Origin of the sequence: Gluconacetobacter johannae, assembly GCF_014174305.1 — a bacterium.
Taxonomy (GTDB): Bacteria; Pseudomonadota; Alphaproteobacteria; order Acetobacterales; family Acetobacteraceae; genus Gluconacetobacter; species Gluconacetobacter johannae.
Genome location: NZ_JABEQH010000028.1, coordinates 1 through 14,664, shown reverse-complemented (window position 1 = coordinate 14,664; position 14,664 = coordinate 1). Strand labels below are relative to the sequence as shown.

Genomic DNA, 14,664 nt, shown 5'->3' with positions numbered 1-14,664 from the left:
GGCGGCACGTCCATGGGCGCGCGACGACACCGGCGCTGCCGCGCCCGACCCGTCTGCCATCATGAACATCGCAAAATCCATGGGCGGCACCATACAGACCGATCCGCCGATTGCAACCCAAAAGGCCGCCATCCGAACCGGCGCGACATCAGCCCGTCAGGCGGGTAACGCCGCCGGCCGAGGCGAAATAACGGTCGATCGCCTGCTTCATCGCGCCGGCCACCATCATCCGATGCCCTGCCTGACGCAACGCGGCCTCGTCCAGCCGGTTGGACATGAACCCCATTTCCACCAGCACCGACGGAATGTCCGCCGATTTCAGGACCACGAACGCCGCATGCCGCGACGGATGCGGCAGCAGGCCGATCCGGGGCTGGAAGGCCGCGACGACGCTGCTGGCCAGATGGGCGGCGCCGCGCCGGGTTTCCTCGGTCACCAGGCTGGCCAGGATGGCCTGCACCTCGGGCGAACTGGCGTGCACCTGCGGGCCGCCGAATCGGTCGGCGCTGTTTTCGGTGCGGGCCAGCGCCGCCGTCTGGGCGTCCGAGGCCTGGCCCGACAGGGTATAGACGCTGGCCCCCCGCACCCCGCGATCGGCCAGCGCGTCGGCATGCATGGACACGAACAGGGCGGCGCGATGGGCGTGGGCGATGTCGACCCGCCCCTCCAGCGGGATGAACCGGTCGTCGGAGCGCGTCATCGCCACGCGGTAAGCGCCGCTGGCCAGCAACTGCCGCCGCAATTCCGACGCCGCGGCCTCGGCGATATGCTTTTCGTAGGTGCCGGATATCCCGATCGCACCCGGATCCTTGCCGCCGTGACCGGGGTCGAGCATGACCAGCGGCAGGGGCGCCGCCGCCCGGCCGACGATGGCGGGCGCGCGATGCGTGACCGGCGCATGAACGGCGTGCGCCCGATGGTGCGTCGTGACGGCGGACGCGGCACCCGGGCGCAGCAGCATTCCGGCCATGGACAGGCCGGACAGCAGGACATGGCGCCGATCCCGACAGGGCGGGCCGGCCGGACAATCGGCCTTCCGGCCCGCCGTCGTCGCGCGATCGGAACGATGGGTGTGCATGACGGCCGGTCCCTGCTGCGGATCCTGGTGGGCCTCATAGCATCTTTCGACCCGCCCGTCAGCAATTCAACCACTTGCGGCCATTCATTCGTACGAATTTTCAGGCGGCGACGGTGTTTTGGCGGTGGCGCTTGCAGCGAAGGCGCAGTTGGGTCATGCTGAACTGGTGATGGGTCCGCGTCGACCGACGTCCGTGCAGGTCACGGGCGCCCCCGGCCGGCATGACCGGCCCCATCCGGCAGGCCGGCCCCGCGCGGGCGTGGCGCGTCCGACCGCAACACGGGTCGGACGGCCCGCAACCGCGTGGCCCGGCGGCCGCTCCGCCCCTGCCGCAAGGCCGGGCGCAGGATGACGACGATATATTGATCTGACGACGCGGCCGCGCCTCGGCCTGGACGCATCGTCATCGCCTGATGAGGATGGATGAACGCCACGCGGACCGCGTTTGCAGGCAGCACGACACAGCATGCGTCACCCGTGACACATGCCGGCGCTGGTTGCCCGGGCCCCGCCGCAACGGCTTCCGGATCCGTCATATCTTTCCCGTTCGTTTTTGCCCGCCCTCTCCATCGCAGTTGCCCGTCCCCGATGCGGACGCCGGACAGACAGGGGAGCCGGGCACACCGGAGTTCCGTTTTTTATGAACAAGCGCATGCTGATCGACACGACCCACGCGGAAGAAACCCGCGTGGTCGTGATGGATGGTAACAGGCTCGAAGACTACGACGTCGAGGCATCCGCCAAGAAGCAGCTCAAGGGCAATATCTATCTCGCCAAGGTAATCCGGGTCGAGCCCAGCCTGCAGGCCGCCTTCGTCGAATATGGCGGAAACCGTCACGGTTTCCTGGCCTTCAGCGAGATCCATCCGGATTACTACCAGATCCCGGTTGCCGACCGCGAGAAGCTGCTGGCGCTGCAGGAAGAGGAAGCCCGCGCCGAGGAAGCCGCCCCCCAGGACGACGAGGCCGACCCCGCGCCCCGCGACGCCGAGGGCGCGAATGGCGAGGACGAGGCCACCGACAGCAATGGCGAGCCCCTGCCCGAGACCGTCGGTGGCGAGACCGACACCGGCGACGAGGGCGTGGTCCAGCGCCGGATCGCCCGCTTCCTCCGCAGCTACAAGATCCAGGAAGTCATCCGTCGCCGGCAGATCCTGCTGGTGCAGGTCGTCAAGGAAGAGCGCGGCAACAAGGGCGCCGCGCTGACCACCTATGTCTCGCTGGCCGGGCGCTATTGCGTGCTGATGCCCAATTCGCTGCGCGGCGGCGGCGTGTCGCGCAAGATCACGTCGGTGGCCGACCGGCGCCGGCTGAAGGACGTGATCGCGGAACTGCAGATCCCGCGCGGCATGGCGATGATCGTCCGCACCGCCGGCGCCCAGCGCCCGCGCCCCGAAATCATGCGCGACTGCGAATATCTGCTACGCCTGTGGGACGACATCCGCGAACATACGCTCAATTCGATCGCCCCGGCGCTGATCTATGAAGAAGCGAGCCTGATTAAGCGCGCCATCCGCGACATCTATACCCGCGACGTGGGCGAAATCCTGGTCGATGGCGAGACCGGTTGGAAGTCCGCCCGCGAATTCATGCGTATGCTGATGCCGCAGGGCGCGCAGAAGGTGAAATGCTGGCGTGACGGGCAGCCGCTGTTCTCGCATTTCAATGTCGAGGGGCTGCTGGATTCGATGCTGTCGCCGACGGTGCAGCTGCGCTCGGGCGGGTATCTGGTCATCAACCAGGCCGAGGCGCTGGTCGCCATCGACGTCAATTCGGGCCGTGCGACGCGCGAGCGCAATATCGAGGAAACGGCGCTTCGCACCAACCTCGAGGCCGCCGAGGAAGTGGCGCGGCAGTTGCGCCTGCGCGACCTGGCCGGCCTGATCGTCATCGACTTCATCGACATGGAAAGCCGCAAGCACAACGCGATGGTCGAGCGGCGGCTGAAGGACGCGCTGCGTACCGACCGCGCGCGCATCCAGGTCGGCAATATCTCGCATTTCGGGCTGCTGGAGATGTCACGCCAGCGGCTGCGCCCGTCGATCACGGAATCGACCTTCACCCCCTGCCCGCACTGCCAGGGCACGGGCATCATCCGCGGGACCGAGAGCGCCGCGCTGCATGTGCTGCGCGCCGTCGAGGAAGAAGGCACCCGTCGCCGCGCCGCCGAGATCACGGTGCATGTGGCCTCGGAAATCGCGCTGTATATCCTCAACAACAAGCGCGTCTGGCTCGATGAGATCGAGAAGCGCCACAAGATGCGTGTCGTCTTCACCCCCGATGCGACCCTGCTGCCGCCGCAACTGCGGATCGAGCGCGTCCGCCCGCAGACCGAAAAGTTCGAACCGGTCGCCCTGGCCGCCTCCACGGAGGAGCCCGAGACCGTCGCGGCGCCCGCCCTGGTCCGCGAAATCCCGATTCAGGACGAGGCCCCCGCCCAGGCCGAGGCCGAAACCGCAGCACCCCCGACCGCTGCGGAGGAAAGCGACGACGGCACCGATCATCGCCGTCGCCGTCGCCGTCGCCGTCGGCGTCGTGGTGGCGCCGAGCATGGCGAGGCCGCGACCCCGCAGCCGGCCGCCGTCGCGACGCCGGAGGAATCCGAGGCCATCGAGGCCGAGGAAGAAAGCCCGGCCGCCGTGCCCGAGACCGTTGCCTCCGCTCCTGTGGTTCGGGAAGAAGGCGGCCGCGATCGCCACCGCCGTCGTCGCGACCGGCAAGACCGCCGCCCCGTGACGCCCGCGCTGGAAGCGCCGTACCGCGGCCCGACACCGGCCAATCCGTTCGGCAACGGCATCATCGACATCTTCGATGTGATCGAGCAATCGACCGACACCGACCTTATCCCGGCGACGCCCGTCCAGGCCCCGGTCTCGGTCGAGATCGTCGATATCGCCGAGACGCTGGCCATCTCGGAACCCGAAGCGGTCCCCGAGACACCGGTGATCGAGGCAACGGCGGAGATCGTGGCCGACGCCGAAACGGTGGAAGCCGAGGCGCCGGAAGCCCCCGTCGAGGTCGAGGTCGAGGTCGAAATCGTCGAGGCCGAGCCCGCGCCCAAGCGGACACCCCGCCGCCGCGCCACCGCTCGCCCCCGCAAGGCCGCCGCCAAGACCGAGGCGGAAGCCCCTGCCCCGGTCGTCGCGGCCACACCGGAAGCCGAGGCCGAGACCGTCGTCGCCGAACCGGTCAAGCCCGCGCGGCGCCGGGCCCCGGCGCGCAAGGCCGCGGCCAAGAGCACGGCGAAGACGCCGCCCAAGGTGGCGGAGGAGCCCGTCGCGGTAGCCGAACCCGAGGCACCCGCCGCCGAAGCCGAGGAGCCGAAGAAGCCGGCCCGCAAGCGCACGCCGCGCGCCGCCACGACGACCCGCAAGGCGAAGTCGGCGGAACCGGCGGTGACCGAGGACGCACCCGCCGCCGAAACGCCGGCGGCCGAAGCCCCGGCCAAGCCGCGCCGCGCCCGCAAGACGCCGGCCCGCGCGAAGAAGGCCGAGCCCGCTGCGGAGGCCCCGGCAGAGGCCGCGACGCCGGCCAGCCCGGTGGTCCAGCCGATCGTGATCGACGACAGCGCACCCGCCCCGGTCCGCAAGACCGGCTGGTGGCGCCGCTGATCCTCCGCCGGTTCACCGGCCAGGATGACTGACGAAAAAGCCTCGCTTCCTTCCGGAAGCGGGGCTTTTTCCATTCTCGGCCCGGCCGGCAATCGCGTCGAAGCGGGCGTACCATCGAATTGCCCTGGCTGCGGTCCGTTTCCATATAGTTGACTAAGGCAACCATATGGCGCAGCGTCTTTCCTATGGAACAGACGATAGAAGCCGTTCGCGCATTCAACCGATTCTATACCCGCTATGTCGGGGCTTTGGACGCGCGCTTCCTCGGCAGCGACATGAGCCTGCCGGAGGCTCGGCTTCTGCTGGAAATTGCCCGGCGCGAACCGGTTCAGGCCAACACGCTGCAAGATGAACTGGGCCTGGATCGCGGCTATCTGAGCCGCATGGTCGGCCGGTTTGAGCAACGGGAGTGGATTTCACGCGATCGTTCGGCCGGGGACGGCCGTTCCCGGCCCATCCGCCTCACCCCGGCCGGTCGCGCGGCATTTGCGGCCATAGATCGTCGTCAGCATGACGTCATCGCGGCGGCGCTGTCGCGTCTCGCTCCGGCCGAACAGCAGGAGCTGGCCACGGCCCTTTCCTCGGCAAGACGGTTGCTGGCCGCCGCGGAAACGCCGCGTGCCGTTTCAGATGCGCCGGGTGATGGACATTCGCTGGAGATGCTTGACCGTCCCGTCTGGAATGCGCTCTCGGGACGTCAGGCATTGCTGTCGATCGGCACCCCCGACGCGCGGCGCTTCGATCCGGCAATCGGGCCGTTCGGCGCCGCCCGCCGGAATACGGCACCGCATCTGGACACGCTGGCGCGGTTATCTGAAACCGACGAAATCTGGCTCATTGAAAAAGAGACGATCGCAGCACCAAGGGGCGCCATGATCGTCCGTAGCGCCGAGTGCCTGCAAATGGTTGCCTCACATGTCTCTGAACAGGACCGCAGTTTTCCCTTCCGTGATCTCGGAGAAGATGATGCCGCAGACATGCTGGCGCTGGCAACGCTGACCGCCCCCGGCCCTTTCCTGGCCGGCACCTGTCGCCTTGGTGGCTTCATAGGAATTCGCGACAACGGCCGCCTTGTCGCCATGGCCGGAGAGCGCATGAAGCCGGGAAATTTCACCGAAGTCAGCGGTGTATGTACCCACCCGGACTATCGTGGACGAGGCTATGCCGGTTTCCTCATGCGCGTGGTCGCGCAGCGAATCCTTGCGAGAGGAGAGCAGCCCTTTCTGCATTCTTATGCACATAATGCCGGAGCGATCGCCCTGTATGAATCACTTGGCTTCAAGGCCCACCAACGCGTGACGGCAACAGTGATTCGGGCGACGGAACGAGACGATCCATGTCATCCACTCCCTTCACCCGCCATTGTGTGAAATAATCCGCCCACCGAAACCGATGTCCGGAGATTGCCTTGAAACTCGCCGTTTTCTGTGGCTCGTCCGAAGGGCGTGAACCAGCCTACAAGCATGCTGCATATGCATTCGGGCGTCTCGCCGCACAGCGCGGTGTCGCGATCGTATATGGCGGCGGACATGTCGGCCTTATGGGCGCCGTCGCAAACGGTGCGCTGGAGGCCGGTGGCGAGGTCATCGGTGTCATGCCGAAGGCCCTTGTCGAGCGCGAAATCGCGCATCAGGGACTGACTCATCTCGAAGTGGTTCCCGATATGCATGTTCGCAAACAGCGCATGTCGGAACTGGCGTCGGGCTTCGTGACGCTTCCCGGCGGAGCAGGAACCCTGGAGGAGATATTTGAACAGTGGACCTGGGCGCAGCTTGGCATCCACGACAAGCCTTGCGGCTTTCTCAATGTTGAGGGCTATTTCGATCCTCTGTTGGCCATGATCGCGAAGACCACCCGGGAAGGATTCATGAAGCCCGAATATGCCAGCATGCTGGTCGTTACATCCGACCCTCTGGAACTCTTCGAACTGTTTGACGATTATACGCCCCCCACCCGAAAGTGGACGCAGGCGGCCATCCACCCGGCTTCCGCCTGACCATCGTGTCGACACAGCCGTCGGGGAAGCGCGCCCTGAAAGACGTCCAGGAAACGCAACTCCGGTCTGTCGTCGCCGAAAGCCCGCTTCTTTCCGCGTTTCTCGGACGATGGGATCAAATTTCCCTTCCCGACGCCTGGCTTGTCGCCGGAGCAGTTGCCCAGACCGTCTGGAATCATAAATTCAGCTATCCGCCTGCTCACGGCATCAATGACATTGATATCATTTATTTCGATGCGGACAATTTCTCCGAGGATGCCGAAGCCTCGCACTCGGCTCGGATCCGCGCGGCATTCCGCGATGTGCCCGTCTGGATAGACGTAAAGAACCAGGCCAGAGTCCATTGCTGGTACAAGGAAAAATTCGGATACGCTATCCCTCCTTACACATCGACCACCGAAGCCATTGCGACATTCCCGACCACCGCAACGGCGGTTGGTTTGCGTCCTCGCGACACCGGCCTGGATTTATGCGCGCCTTACGGACTGTCCGATTTGTTCGGTTCGGTCGCGCGTCCCAATAAAAAACAAATCACGCGTGAAATATACGAAAGGAAGCTCGCAAGGTGGAAGGCCTTATGGCCCGAACTCACGATCATCGGTTGGGATGAATAACGGTTCCGCCTGCGACTTTTCCCTGGTCAGCCCTGGCCCGCACCATTGGGGTCGGACGGGGCGGTTTCCCAGCCAAGGCCGATGACGGCGGCACTTCGACGCCCCATGCCGTCGGTACGCAGCACAATGACGTTCTGTTCTTCAAGATACGCCAGTTGTCGCCGGGCACGGCCCAGGGAATGGGTGCCGTAGACGCGGGCGATGGTGGCGTCGGATGGGCAGGGGGCGCCTTCCATCGCCGCGCGGGCGATCAGCAGGAAGATCCCGCGCATGTCGTCGGGCAGCGGCGTCGCGATCCGCTCGGCCTGCTGCCAGGCCTCGCCCTCGGCGGTTTCGGCGTCGATTCCGGCCCGCGCGGTGGCCAGCGCCCGGCGGAACTGCGGCATGTCCATTGCCTGTCGTCCCATCCCCTCGATCCGGCAGCGGACCAGGAAATCCTGATACAGCACATGCACCGGCCGGAAGCCGGCATCCTCGTCGCGCAATATGTCGGTCAGGATGGCGGCGAAGCGCCGGCGCTGTTCGGCCCGGTCGGCCGGGGTCTGCGGCGACGGTTCCTCGGCTTCGGCCTCCACGGCCGCCGAGGCGGCATGGGCGGCGAGCTGCGCCAGGATATCCGGCGGCGGCGGCGCTGGCGTCCGGGCCGGCCGGGCCATCAGTTCGCGCTCCGGCAGCGGGGTCAGGATCAGTTCGCGCATTTCCTCGGGCGGCGGCGCGGGCTCGAACGGCATCAGGGTCGGGCCGGCCGAACGGCTTTCGGTCTCGACCGCGCCGATCCGCACGGCGACCGGCCGGCGGCATATCGCGGGGCCCAGCGCCACGAAGAACCCGCGTTGCAGGTCGCGGAAGCTTTCGGCCTGCCGGCGCTCCATGCCCAGCAGGTCGGCCGCGCGCGCCATGTCGATGTCGAGGAACGTGCGCCCCATCAGGAAATTCGACGCCTCGGCGGCGACGTTCTTGGCCAGCTTGGCCAGGCGCTGGGTCGCGATGACCCCGGCCAGCCCGCGCTTGCGCCCCCGGCACATCAGATTGGTCATGGCGCCCAGCGAGGCGCGCCGGGCCTCGTCCGACACCTCGCCGGCGGCGGCGGGGGCGAAAAGCTGGGCCTCGTCCACCACCACCAGGACAGGATACCAGTGGGCGCGCGCGACCTCGAACATGCCGCCCAGGAAGGCCGCCGCGCGACGCATCTGCAACTCGGCATCCACGCCTTCCAGGTTCAGTACCACCGAGGCGCGATGGACGCGCATCCGCTCGCCCGCCGCCTGCAATTCGGCCTCGGTATGCATGGCGCCGTCGATCACCAGATGACCGTACTTCTCGGCCAGGCTGACGAAATCGCCCTCGGGGTCGATGATGGCCTGCTGGACCAGCGTCGCCGACTGCTCCAGCAGGCGGCGCAGCAGATGCGACTTGCCCGATCCGGAATTGCCCTGCACCAGCAGGCGCGTGGACAGCAGTTCCGCCAGATCCATCACGGCAGGCCCGCCGCCCCGCACTTCCCCAATCGTGATCGCAACCGTCATGGGGTGGACGGATACCGTTCCTTGGCCCCTTCCTGCAACCAGTCCAGCACGCCCGCCGCCGCCGCGCGGCCGGTGGCGAAGCAGGCCTGAAGCAGATAACCCCCGGTGGGGGCTTCCCAATCCAGCATCTCGCCCGCCGCGAAGACACCCGGCAGGGCCCGCAACATGAAGCGGGCATCGACGTCCGCCGCCCGGATGCCGCCGGCTACCGAAATCGCACGATCCAGCGAATCGGGCGCCAGCAGCGTCACCGGCACGGCCTTGACCAGCCGGGCCAGCCCCGCCGTATCACGCGGCGGCGCCCCCTCCGCCCCCTCGCGCAGGATCGCCACCGCCACCGGCGGCAGGCGCAGCGCCTTGCGGAGCGTGTTCGACAGGCTCTCGCGCCCCCGGACCCGCTCCAGGCGCGCCTGGACCACATCCGGCGACATGTCGGGGCGCAGGTCCAGCAGCACCCGCGCCTGCCCCTGGGCCGCGATCCTGTCCCGCAGGGCGGCGGACAGGGCGTAGATCGCCCCGCCTTCCAGCCCGGCGGCGGTCACCACCGCCTCGCCCCGGACGGGCGCGCCTAGCGCGCCCTCCATCGCCAGCGCGATGCCGCGCAGCGGTTCGCCGGCGAAGCGTGTCCGCGTGGCCTCGGTCCAACGGGTGGCGAACCCGCAATTGGCCGCCCGGAAAGGTGCTGCGGTGACCCCGCGTTCGGCCAGGAGGCGGGTCCATCGCCCGTCCGCCCCCAGGCGCGGCCAGCTTGCCCCGCCCAGGGCCAGAAGCACGGCATCGGCCGACATGGCGCCCGCGCCGTCCGGCCCGGTGAAGGTGACGCGGCCCGCCGCGTCCCAGCCGGTCCAGTCATGCCGGGTGCGGATATCCACCCCCAGCCCGCTTAGGCGGGCGACCCATGCCCGCAGCAGCGGCGACGCCTTCATCGCCTGGGGGAAGACCCGGCCGCTGCTGCCGGTAAAACAGGGCTGTCCCAGATCCTCGGCCCATCGGCGCAGGTCGTCCGGCGCAAAGGCGCGCAGGGCGGGCTCCAGCCACGGCCGGGCCGGGCCATAGCGGGTGACGAAACGGTCGAACGGTTCGGAATGGGTCAGGTTCAGCCCGCCCCGCCCGGCCATCAGGATCTTGCGCCCGACGGTCGGCATGCGCTCCAGCACCGTGACGGCGCAGCCCCGGCCCGCCAGTTCGCCGGCCGCGGCCAGGCCGGCGGGGCCTCCACCAATCACCACGATATGCGGCATGTCGCTCCTGATCCGCGGCCTGGCTGGCGCGGGCCTATCGCGCGACCAGCGGTCCGTCGGTCTTCACCCCGCGATGCCAGACCTGCTCGATCCTGTCGACGGCCGTGATGTCGGTGGCCGGGTCGCCGGACACGACGAACAGGTCGGCCAGGCGGCCGGGCAGGATCACGCCCCGGTCGGACAGGTGCAGCAGGGCGGCGGCATTGCCCGTGGCCACCGTCAGGGCCTGCAGCGGCGTCAGGCCGGCATCGACCATCAGCTTCAGCTCCCGATGTTCGGCGAAACCGGGAATACGGGTGGGCGACGCACCCGAATCGGTCCCGAACCCGATGCGGATTCCCGCCCGGTACAAGGTCAGCAGATTATGTTCGTTGACCGCCAGCGCCGCCTTGGACGCGGCGCTCAGCGGGGCCGCCAGCACCTTTGCCCGCCAGGCCGGGTCGGCGAACTGCGCGCGCAGTTCGGGGCTGAGGGCCGCCGACAGGACCGGATCGTCCAGCCATTCCGGATGCTGGGCGAAGATGTAATTCGCCTCGTCCAGGCTCAGGGTCGCGACATACCACGCGCCCTTCTGTTCCATCAGCATGATGAAATCGGTATCGACCGGCTGGTCGCGCACCCCGTGGGCGATGATATCGGCCCCGGCCTCGACCAGCGCCTTGGCGTCGGACAGATCGTGGATATGGGCGGCGACCCGCTTGCCGCGCGCGTGGGCCTCGGCGATCACGGCGCGATAGATCGCGGGGTCCAGCTTCGGGTAGCCCTTCGCGCCGGGCACGCCGTTGCGGAACGTGTCCACCCAGACCTTCACCAGGTCGGTGCCCTCGTCGGCCATGCGATCGACGGCGGCGCGGGCCTCGGCCTCGGTGGTGGGGCGATAGATCTGGTCGGGCCCCAGATGGAACATGCCCTGCGGCGGCACCCCGTCGGGCGCGCCGATCCCCTGATCGACGCCGAACAGGTCGGCGCCGGGATTGCTGCCGGCATGCTGTTCCTGCCGCAACTGGTCGAACAACGGCGAGTTGTTCAGGCCCAGGGACGTGACCGTCAGCACGCCGTACCGTTCGTACTGTTTCAGGGCCGCCAGGATGATGTCGCGCGTATAGTTCGACGCATCCACCTTCGTGCCCTTGACCAGGCCGGTGTGGCTGTGGTCCGAAATCAGGCCGGGCAGGACCGTCTTGCCGGACAGATCGACCGTCCTGGTCCCCCGGGGCATCACGACGGCCCCGCTATGCCCCACGGCCGCGATATGCCCGTCCTGGATCAGGATCGCGCTATCGGGCTGCGGCGCGGCCCCCGTCCCGTCGATCAGGGTCGCATGATCCAGAAGAACCGGCGCCGCCATGGCCGCGGCGGAATATAGCCCCCCACATACCGTCAGCGACATCAGCCACGCGATACGATCCCCAGCCCTCATGCCGTGTTTCCTTTTTTCAGACGTTTCCACCCGGCAGTGTTTGGCCCGGCGCCGGGGATGTCCAGACGGAAACGCCTGATATTCGGATTCCGCGTCAGATCATGTAGTCGATCGGGGGCAGCATCTGGTCCATGGTGAAGGCGGGCAGCGCGGAATGGCGCGTGCCCACCGGCCGGGCCGGGTTGCCGACGACGGTGGTAAACGGCGGCACCGATTCCAGGACGATCGAGCCCGCGCCGACCTTCGCCCCCTCGCCCAGTTCGATATTCCCCAGGATCTTGGCGCCCGCGCCGATCAGGACGCCGCGCCGGACCTTGGGGTGGCGATCACCGACATTCTTGCCGGTGCCGCCCAGCGTCACCCCCTGCAGCAGCGATACGTCGTCCTCCAGCACCGAGGTCTCGCCGATCACGATCCCGGTACCATGGTCGAGCAGGATCCGCCGCCCCAGCCGCGCCGCCGGGTGGATATCGACGGCGAACAGTTCGGATGCGCGGCTTTGCAGATGCAGCGCCAGATGGCGGCGGCCGGCCTGCCACAGCCAGTGCGCCACGCGATGGCTCTGTACCGCGTGGTAGCCCTTGAAGAACAGGAACGGCGTCGCGTAGTCGGCGGTGGCGGGGTCACGCTCGCGGATCGCGACCAGGTCGGCGGCAGCGGCGGCCACGATCTCGGGGTCGGCCAAGAAGACTTCGATCACCAGTTCGAACAGGGCGTTGTCGGCCACCGACCGGTCGCCCAGCTTCCGCCCGATCAGCGCCGCCAGCGCATTGGCGAATGTCGCATGTTTGCGGATGCCGGTCGCCAGCAGGCCGCGCACCAGCGGGTCGCCACACCCCTCGCACCCATGCGCGAGTTCTTCCCACAGCCGGTGCTGATCGACAGCCGACAGCGTGGGTTCTGCGACGGGGCGTCCCGCGCGGGAACCCGGAAGGGATATCGTGGATGTATCGGGCATGACGGACCTGACGGTTGCACGGAACAGCCGATATGGGAACCCGTCCCCCCCATTGACCAGAGGGGGAGGACCAGAGGGGTGGGCTAAAGGCCCATTGCCTGGCGGACGAAGGCCCGGCGCAGGGCCGGAAGGCGATGCACGCCCGCCAGCCCCAGGTCGCGCGCCCGGCGCAGGATGGGATTGTCGTTGCCGAACAGGCGTTCCAGCCCGTCCATCGCCGCCAGCATCAGCATGTTGACCGGGCGGCAGCGCGCCTGATAGCGGCGCAGCAGCGCCTGCGCCCCCGGATCCTCGCCCCGCGCGTGAGCCGCGATCAGCAGGTCCGCCAGCGCGATGACGTCGCGGAAGCCCAGGTTCAGTCCCTGGCCCGCGATGGGATGGACGCCATGGGCGGCGTCCCCCACCAGCGCCAGCCGGGTATCGACGTAACGCTGGGCGTACTGCGCCGACAGCGGATAGATCCAGCGTTGCCCCACCGGCGTCACCTGTCCCAGCCAATCCCCCATCCGGCGCTGGATTTCGTGGGCGAAGGCATCGGGCGGCAGGGCGACCATGCGGCGGGCGACCTCGTCCCTTTCCGACCAGACGATGGCCGACAGGTTCGGATAATCGGCTGTTCCGGCCATCGGAAGCTGGGCGAAGGGGCCGGCCGGCAGGAAATGTTCCAGCGCACGGTTGCCGTGCGGCCGCTCGTGCGCCACCGCACCGACGATCCCGCATTGATGGTACGGCAGCCGGGTGATCCCGATCCGCGCCTGCTCGCGCAGGGGGCTGCGCCGCCCCTCGGCCGCGACCGCCAGGCGCGCGCCGAACGCCCGCCCCGAACGGGTCCGCACCATCACCCCCTGTTCGGTCCGGGTGATGGCGGCCTCGTCGGGGGCCAGGACGACGATGTTGTCCGACGCGTGCAGCGCCGCGTTCAGCGCCACCCGCAGGGACCGGGCCTCGATCATCCAGCCGAACGGCTGATCCGCGTCCGCGCGGCCGAATTCCAGGAACAGGGGGGACGGGGCCTCGCCGGGGCGACCGTCGGAGACGCGGATTTCCTCGATCGGGCAGGACGGCTGCGGCAGCCGCCCCCATACGCCGGCGGCGTCCAGCAGGTTGCGCGGCCCCGCCGCGATGGCATAGGCGCGACCGTCGAATCCGGGATCTTCCATCGGCGGCAGGGCGGCGCGATCAATGATGGCGACGCGCAGCCCGCCGACCGCCAGCCGGCAGGCCAGGGTGGCGCCGACCGGTCCCGCGCCCACGATGCACACATCGACATCCCCGATCGCCCCGTCGCCGTCTTTCCCCGCGTCGAGTCCGGTCGTCGGAAACGGCGTCATGCCTTCGGTCATGCCTGTGGTCCTGTGATAGCCCTCCGGATGGCGTAATCCGTCGGAACCGTGATCCGTTCCGGGGCTGCCGCCCATAAATCAGGCAGATGCCGCCGCTTTCGATGGCTGCAAGGCACACCAGTCAGGCCCCTGCGTCAAGTTCGCTCACGGATGGCACGGATTTTGTATTGCCGTTATAGAAGTTCGGATCATCATTCGGATCGGGAAACGGATCACCATGGAACAAGGAGGCATGGCGCGATGAAGCTTGTCACAGCCATCATCAAGCCCTTCAAGCTTGACGACGTTCGGGAATCGCTGACGCCGCTGGGCATCCAGGGCCTCACGGTATCGGAAGTGAAGGGGTTCGGCCGCCAGAAAGGCCAGACCGAAATCTACCGCGGCGCGGAATACCATGTCAGCTTCCTGCCAAAAGTGAAGATCGAGGTCGCGGTTTCCGACGACATTGTCGACCAGGTTGTCGACGTGATCCTGCAGTCGGCGCACACCGGCAAGATCGGCGACGGCAAGATCTTCGTCTCCAGCCTCGACAGCGTCATCCGCATTCGCACCCGTGAGACCGGAGAGGACGCGCTGTGACCGCCACCCGTCCCCATACCCCCGCCCGCCTTCCGTCGCGCGTCCTGTCCGGGCTGGCGGCCGCCCCGCTGCTGATGGCGGCGGCCCCGGCACTGGCCGCGGACCCGGCCCCGCCCGCGATCGACACCGGCGACACGGCATGGATGCTGGTCAGCACCGCGCTGGTGCTGATGATGACCATTCCGGGGCTGGCGCTGTTCTATGCCGGCATGGTCCGCAAGAAGAACGTGCTGGCGACGGTCATGCAGTCGTTCGCCATCTGCTGCATCATCACCGTGGTGTGGATGGTGGCGGGCTAC

General features: G+C 68.0%; 11 protein-coding genes and 1 pseudogene. 6 read left to right on the top strand and 6 right to left on the bottom strand.

From position 1 onward, the window contains the following. Positions 1 to 148: 148 nt before the first annotated feature. Entirely contained in the window at positions 149 to 970 is an 822-nt protein-coding gene (locus HLH21_RS15910) for an N-acetylmuramoyl-L-alanine amidase family protein (protein ID WP_182944760.1), read from the bottom strand. Between the two features lie 748 nt (positions 971 to 1,718). Between HLH21_RS15910 and HLH21_RS15905 the strand changes: the two genes are divergently transcribed. The 4 genes from HLH21_RS15905 to HLH21_RS15885 all read left to right on the top strand — a co-directional run bounded on the left by HLH21_RS15905 (position 1,719) and on the right by HLH21_RS15885 (position 7,298). After that, complete coding sequence (locus tag HLH21_RS15905; RefSeq protein ID WP_182944733.1) at positions 1,719 to 4,688, top strand: Rne/Rng family ribonuclease; 2,970 nt, start codon at positions 1,719 to 1,721, stop codon at positions 4,686 to 4,688. 185 nt (positions 4,689 to 4,873) lie between these two features. Further along, positions 4,874 to 6,058, top strand: a complete 1,185-nt coding sequence (locus HLH21_RS16930; RefSeq protein ID WP_220789860.1) for a GNAT family N-acetyltransferase — start codon at positions 4,874 to 4,876, stop codon at positions 6,056 to 6,058. 38 nt (positions 6,059 to 6,096) lie between these two features. After that, positions 6,097 to 6,684, top strand: coding sequence for an LOG family protein (locus tag HLH21_RS15890; protein WP_182944732.1), 588 nt, complete (start codon positions 6,097 to 6,099; stop codon positions 6,682 to 6,684). 5 nt (positions 6,685 to 6,689) lie between these two features. Next, a complete protein-coding gene (locus HLH21_RS15885; protein WP_220789859.1) occupies positions 6,690 to 7,298 on the top strand; it encodes a nucleotidyltransferase family protein in 609 nt (202 codons plus the stop codon). A 26-nt stretch (positions 7,299 to 7,324) separates the two neighbouring features. Here the strand turns inward: HLH21_RS15885 and HLH21_RS15880 are convergent, their stop codons facing one another. The 5 genes from HLH21_RS15880 to HLH21_RS15860 all read right to left on the bottom strand — a co-directional run bounded on the left by HLH21_RS15880 (position 7,325) and on the right by HLH21_RS15860 (position 13,774). Beyond that, positions 7,325 to 8,824 (bottom strand): ATP-binding protein, encoded by a 1,500-nt coding sequence (locus HLH21_RS15880; protein WP_182944731.1) that lies wholly within the window; start codon positions 8,822 to 8,824, stop codon positions 7,325 to 7,327. After that, on the bottom strand, positions 8,821 to 10,065 hold the full coding sequence (locus HLH21_RS15875; RefSeq protein ID WP_182944730.1) for a TIGR03862 family flavoprotein: 1,245 nt from the start codon (positions 10,063 to 10,065) through the stop codon (positions 8,821 to 8,823). The genes HLH21_RS15880 and HLH21_RS15875 overlap by 4 nt, the downstream gene beginning before the upstream one ends. Before the next feature lie 34 nt (positions 10,066 to 10,099). Then, positions 10,100 to 11,485, bottom strand: a complete 1,386-nt coding sequence (locus tag HLH21_RS15870; protein ID WP_182944729.1) for an amidohydrolase family protein — start codon at positions 11,483 to 11,485, stop codon at positions 10,100 to 10,102. 94 nt (positions 11,486 to 11,579) lie between these two features. Further along, positions 11,580 to 12,443 (bottom strand): serine O-acetyltransferase, encoded by an 864-nt coding sequence (gene cysE, locus HLH21_RS15865; RefSeq protein ID WP_182944728.1) that lies wholly within the window; start codon positions 12,441 to 12,443, stop codon positions 11,580 to 11,582. An 83-nt stretch (positions 12,444 to 12,526) separates the two neighbouring features. After that, on the bottom strand, positions 12,527 to 13,774 hold the full coding sequence (locus HLH21_RS15860; protein WP_246379893.1) for a UbiH/UbiF/VisC/COQ6 family ubiquinone biosynthesis hydroxylase: 1,248 nt from the start codon (positions 13,772 to 13,774) through the stop codon (positions 12,527 to 12,529). Between the two features lie 252 nt (positions 13,775 to 14,026). Between HLH21_RS15860 and glnK the strand changes: the two genes are divergently transcribed. Together glnK and HLH21_RS15850 are read left to right on the top strand one after the other, a co-directional pair. Next, positions 14,027 to 14,365: a P-II family nitrogen regulator gene (gene glnK, locus HLH21_RS15855; RefSeq protein ID WP_012226274.1), complete on the top strand. Its 339-nt coding sequence runs from the start codon at positions 14,027 to 14,029 to the stop codon at positions 14,363 to 14,365. Positions 14,366 to 14,439: 74 nt separating this feature from the next. After that, positions 14,440 to 14,664: pseudogene (locus tag HLH21_RS15850) on the top strand (ammonium transporter); the annotation flags it as partial.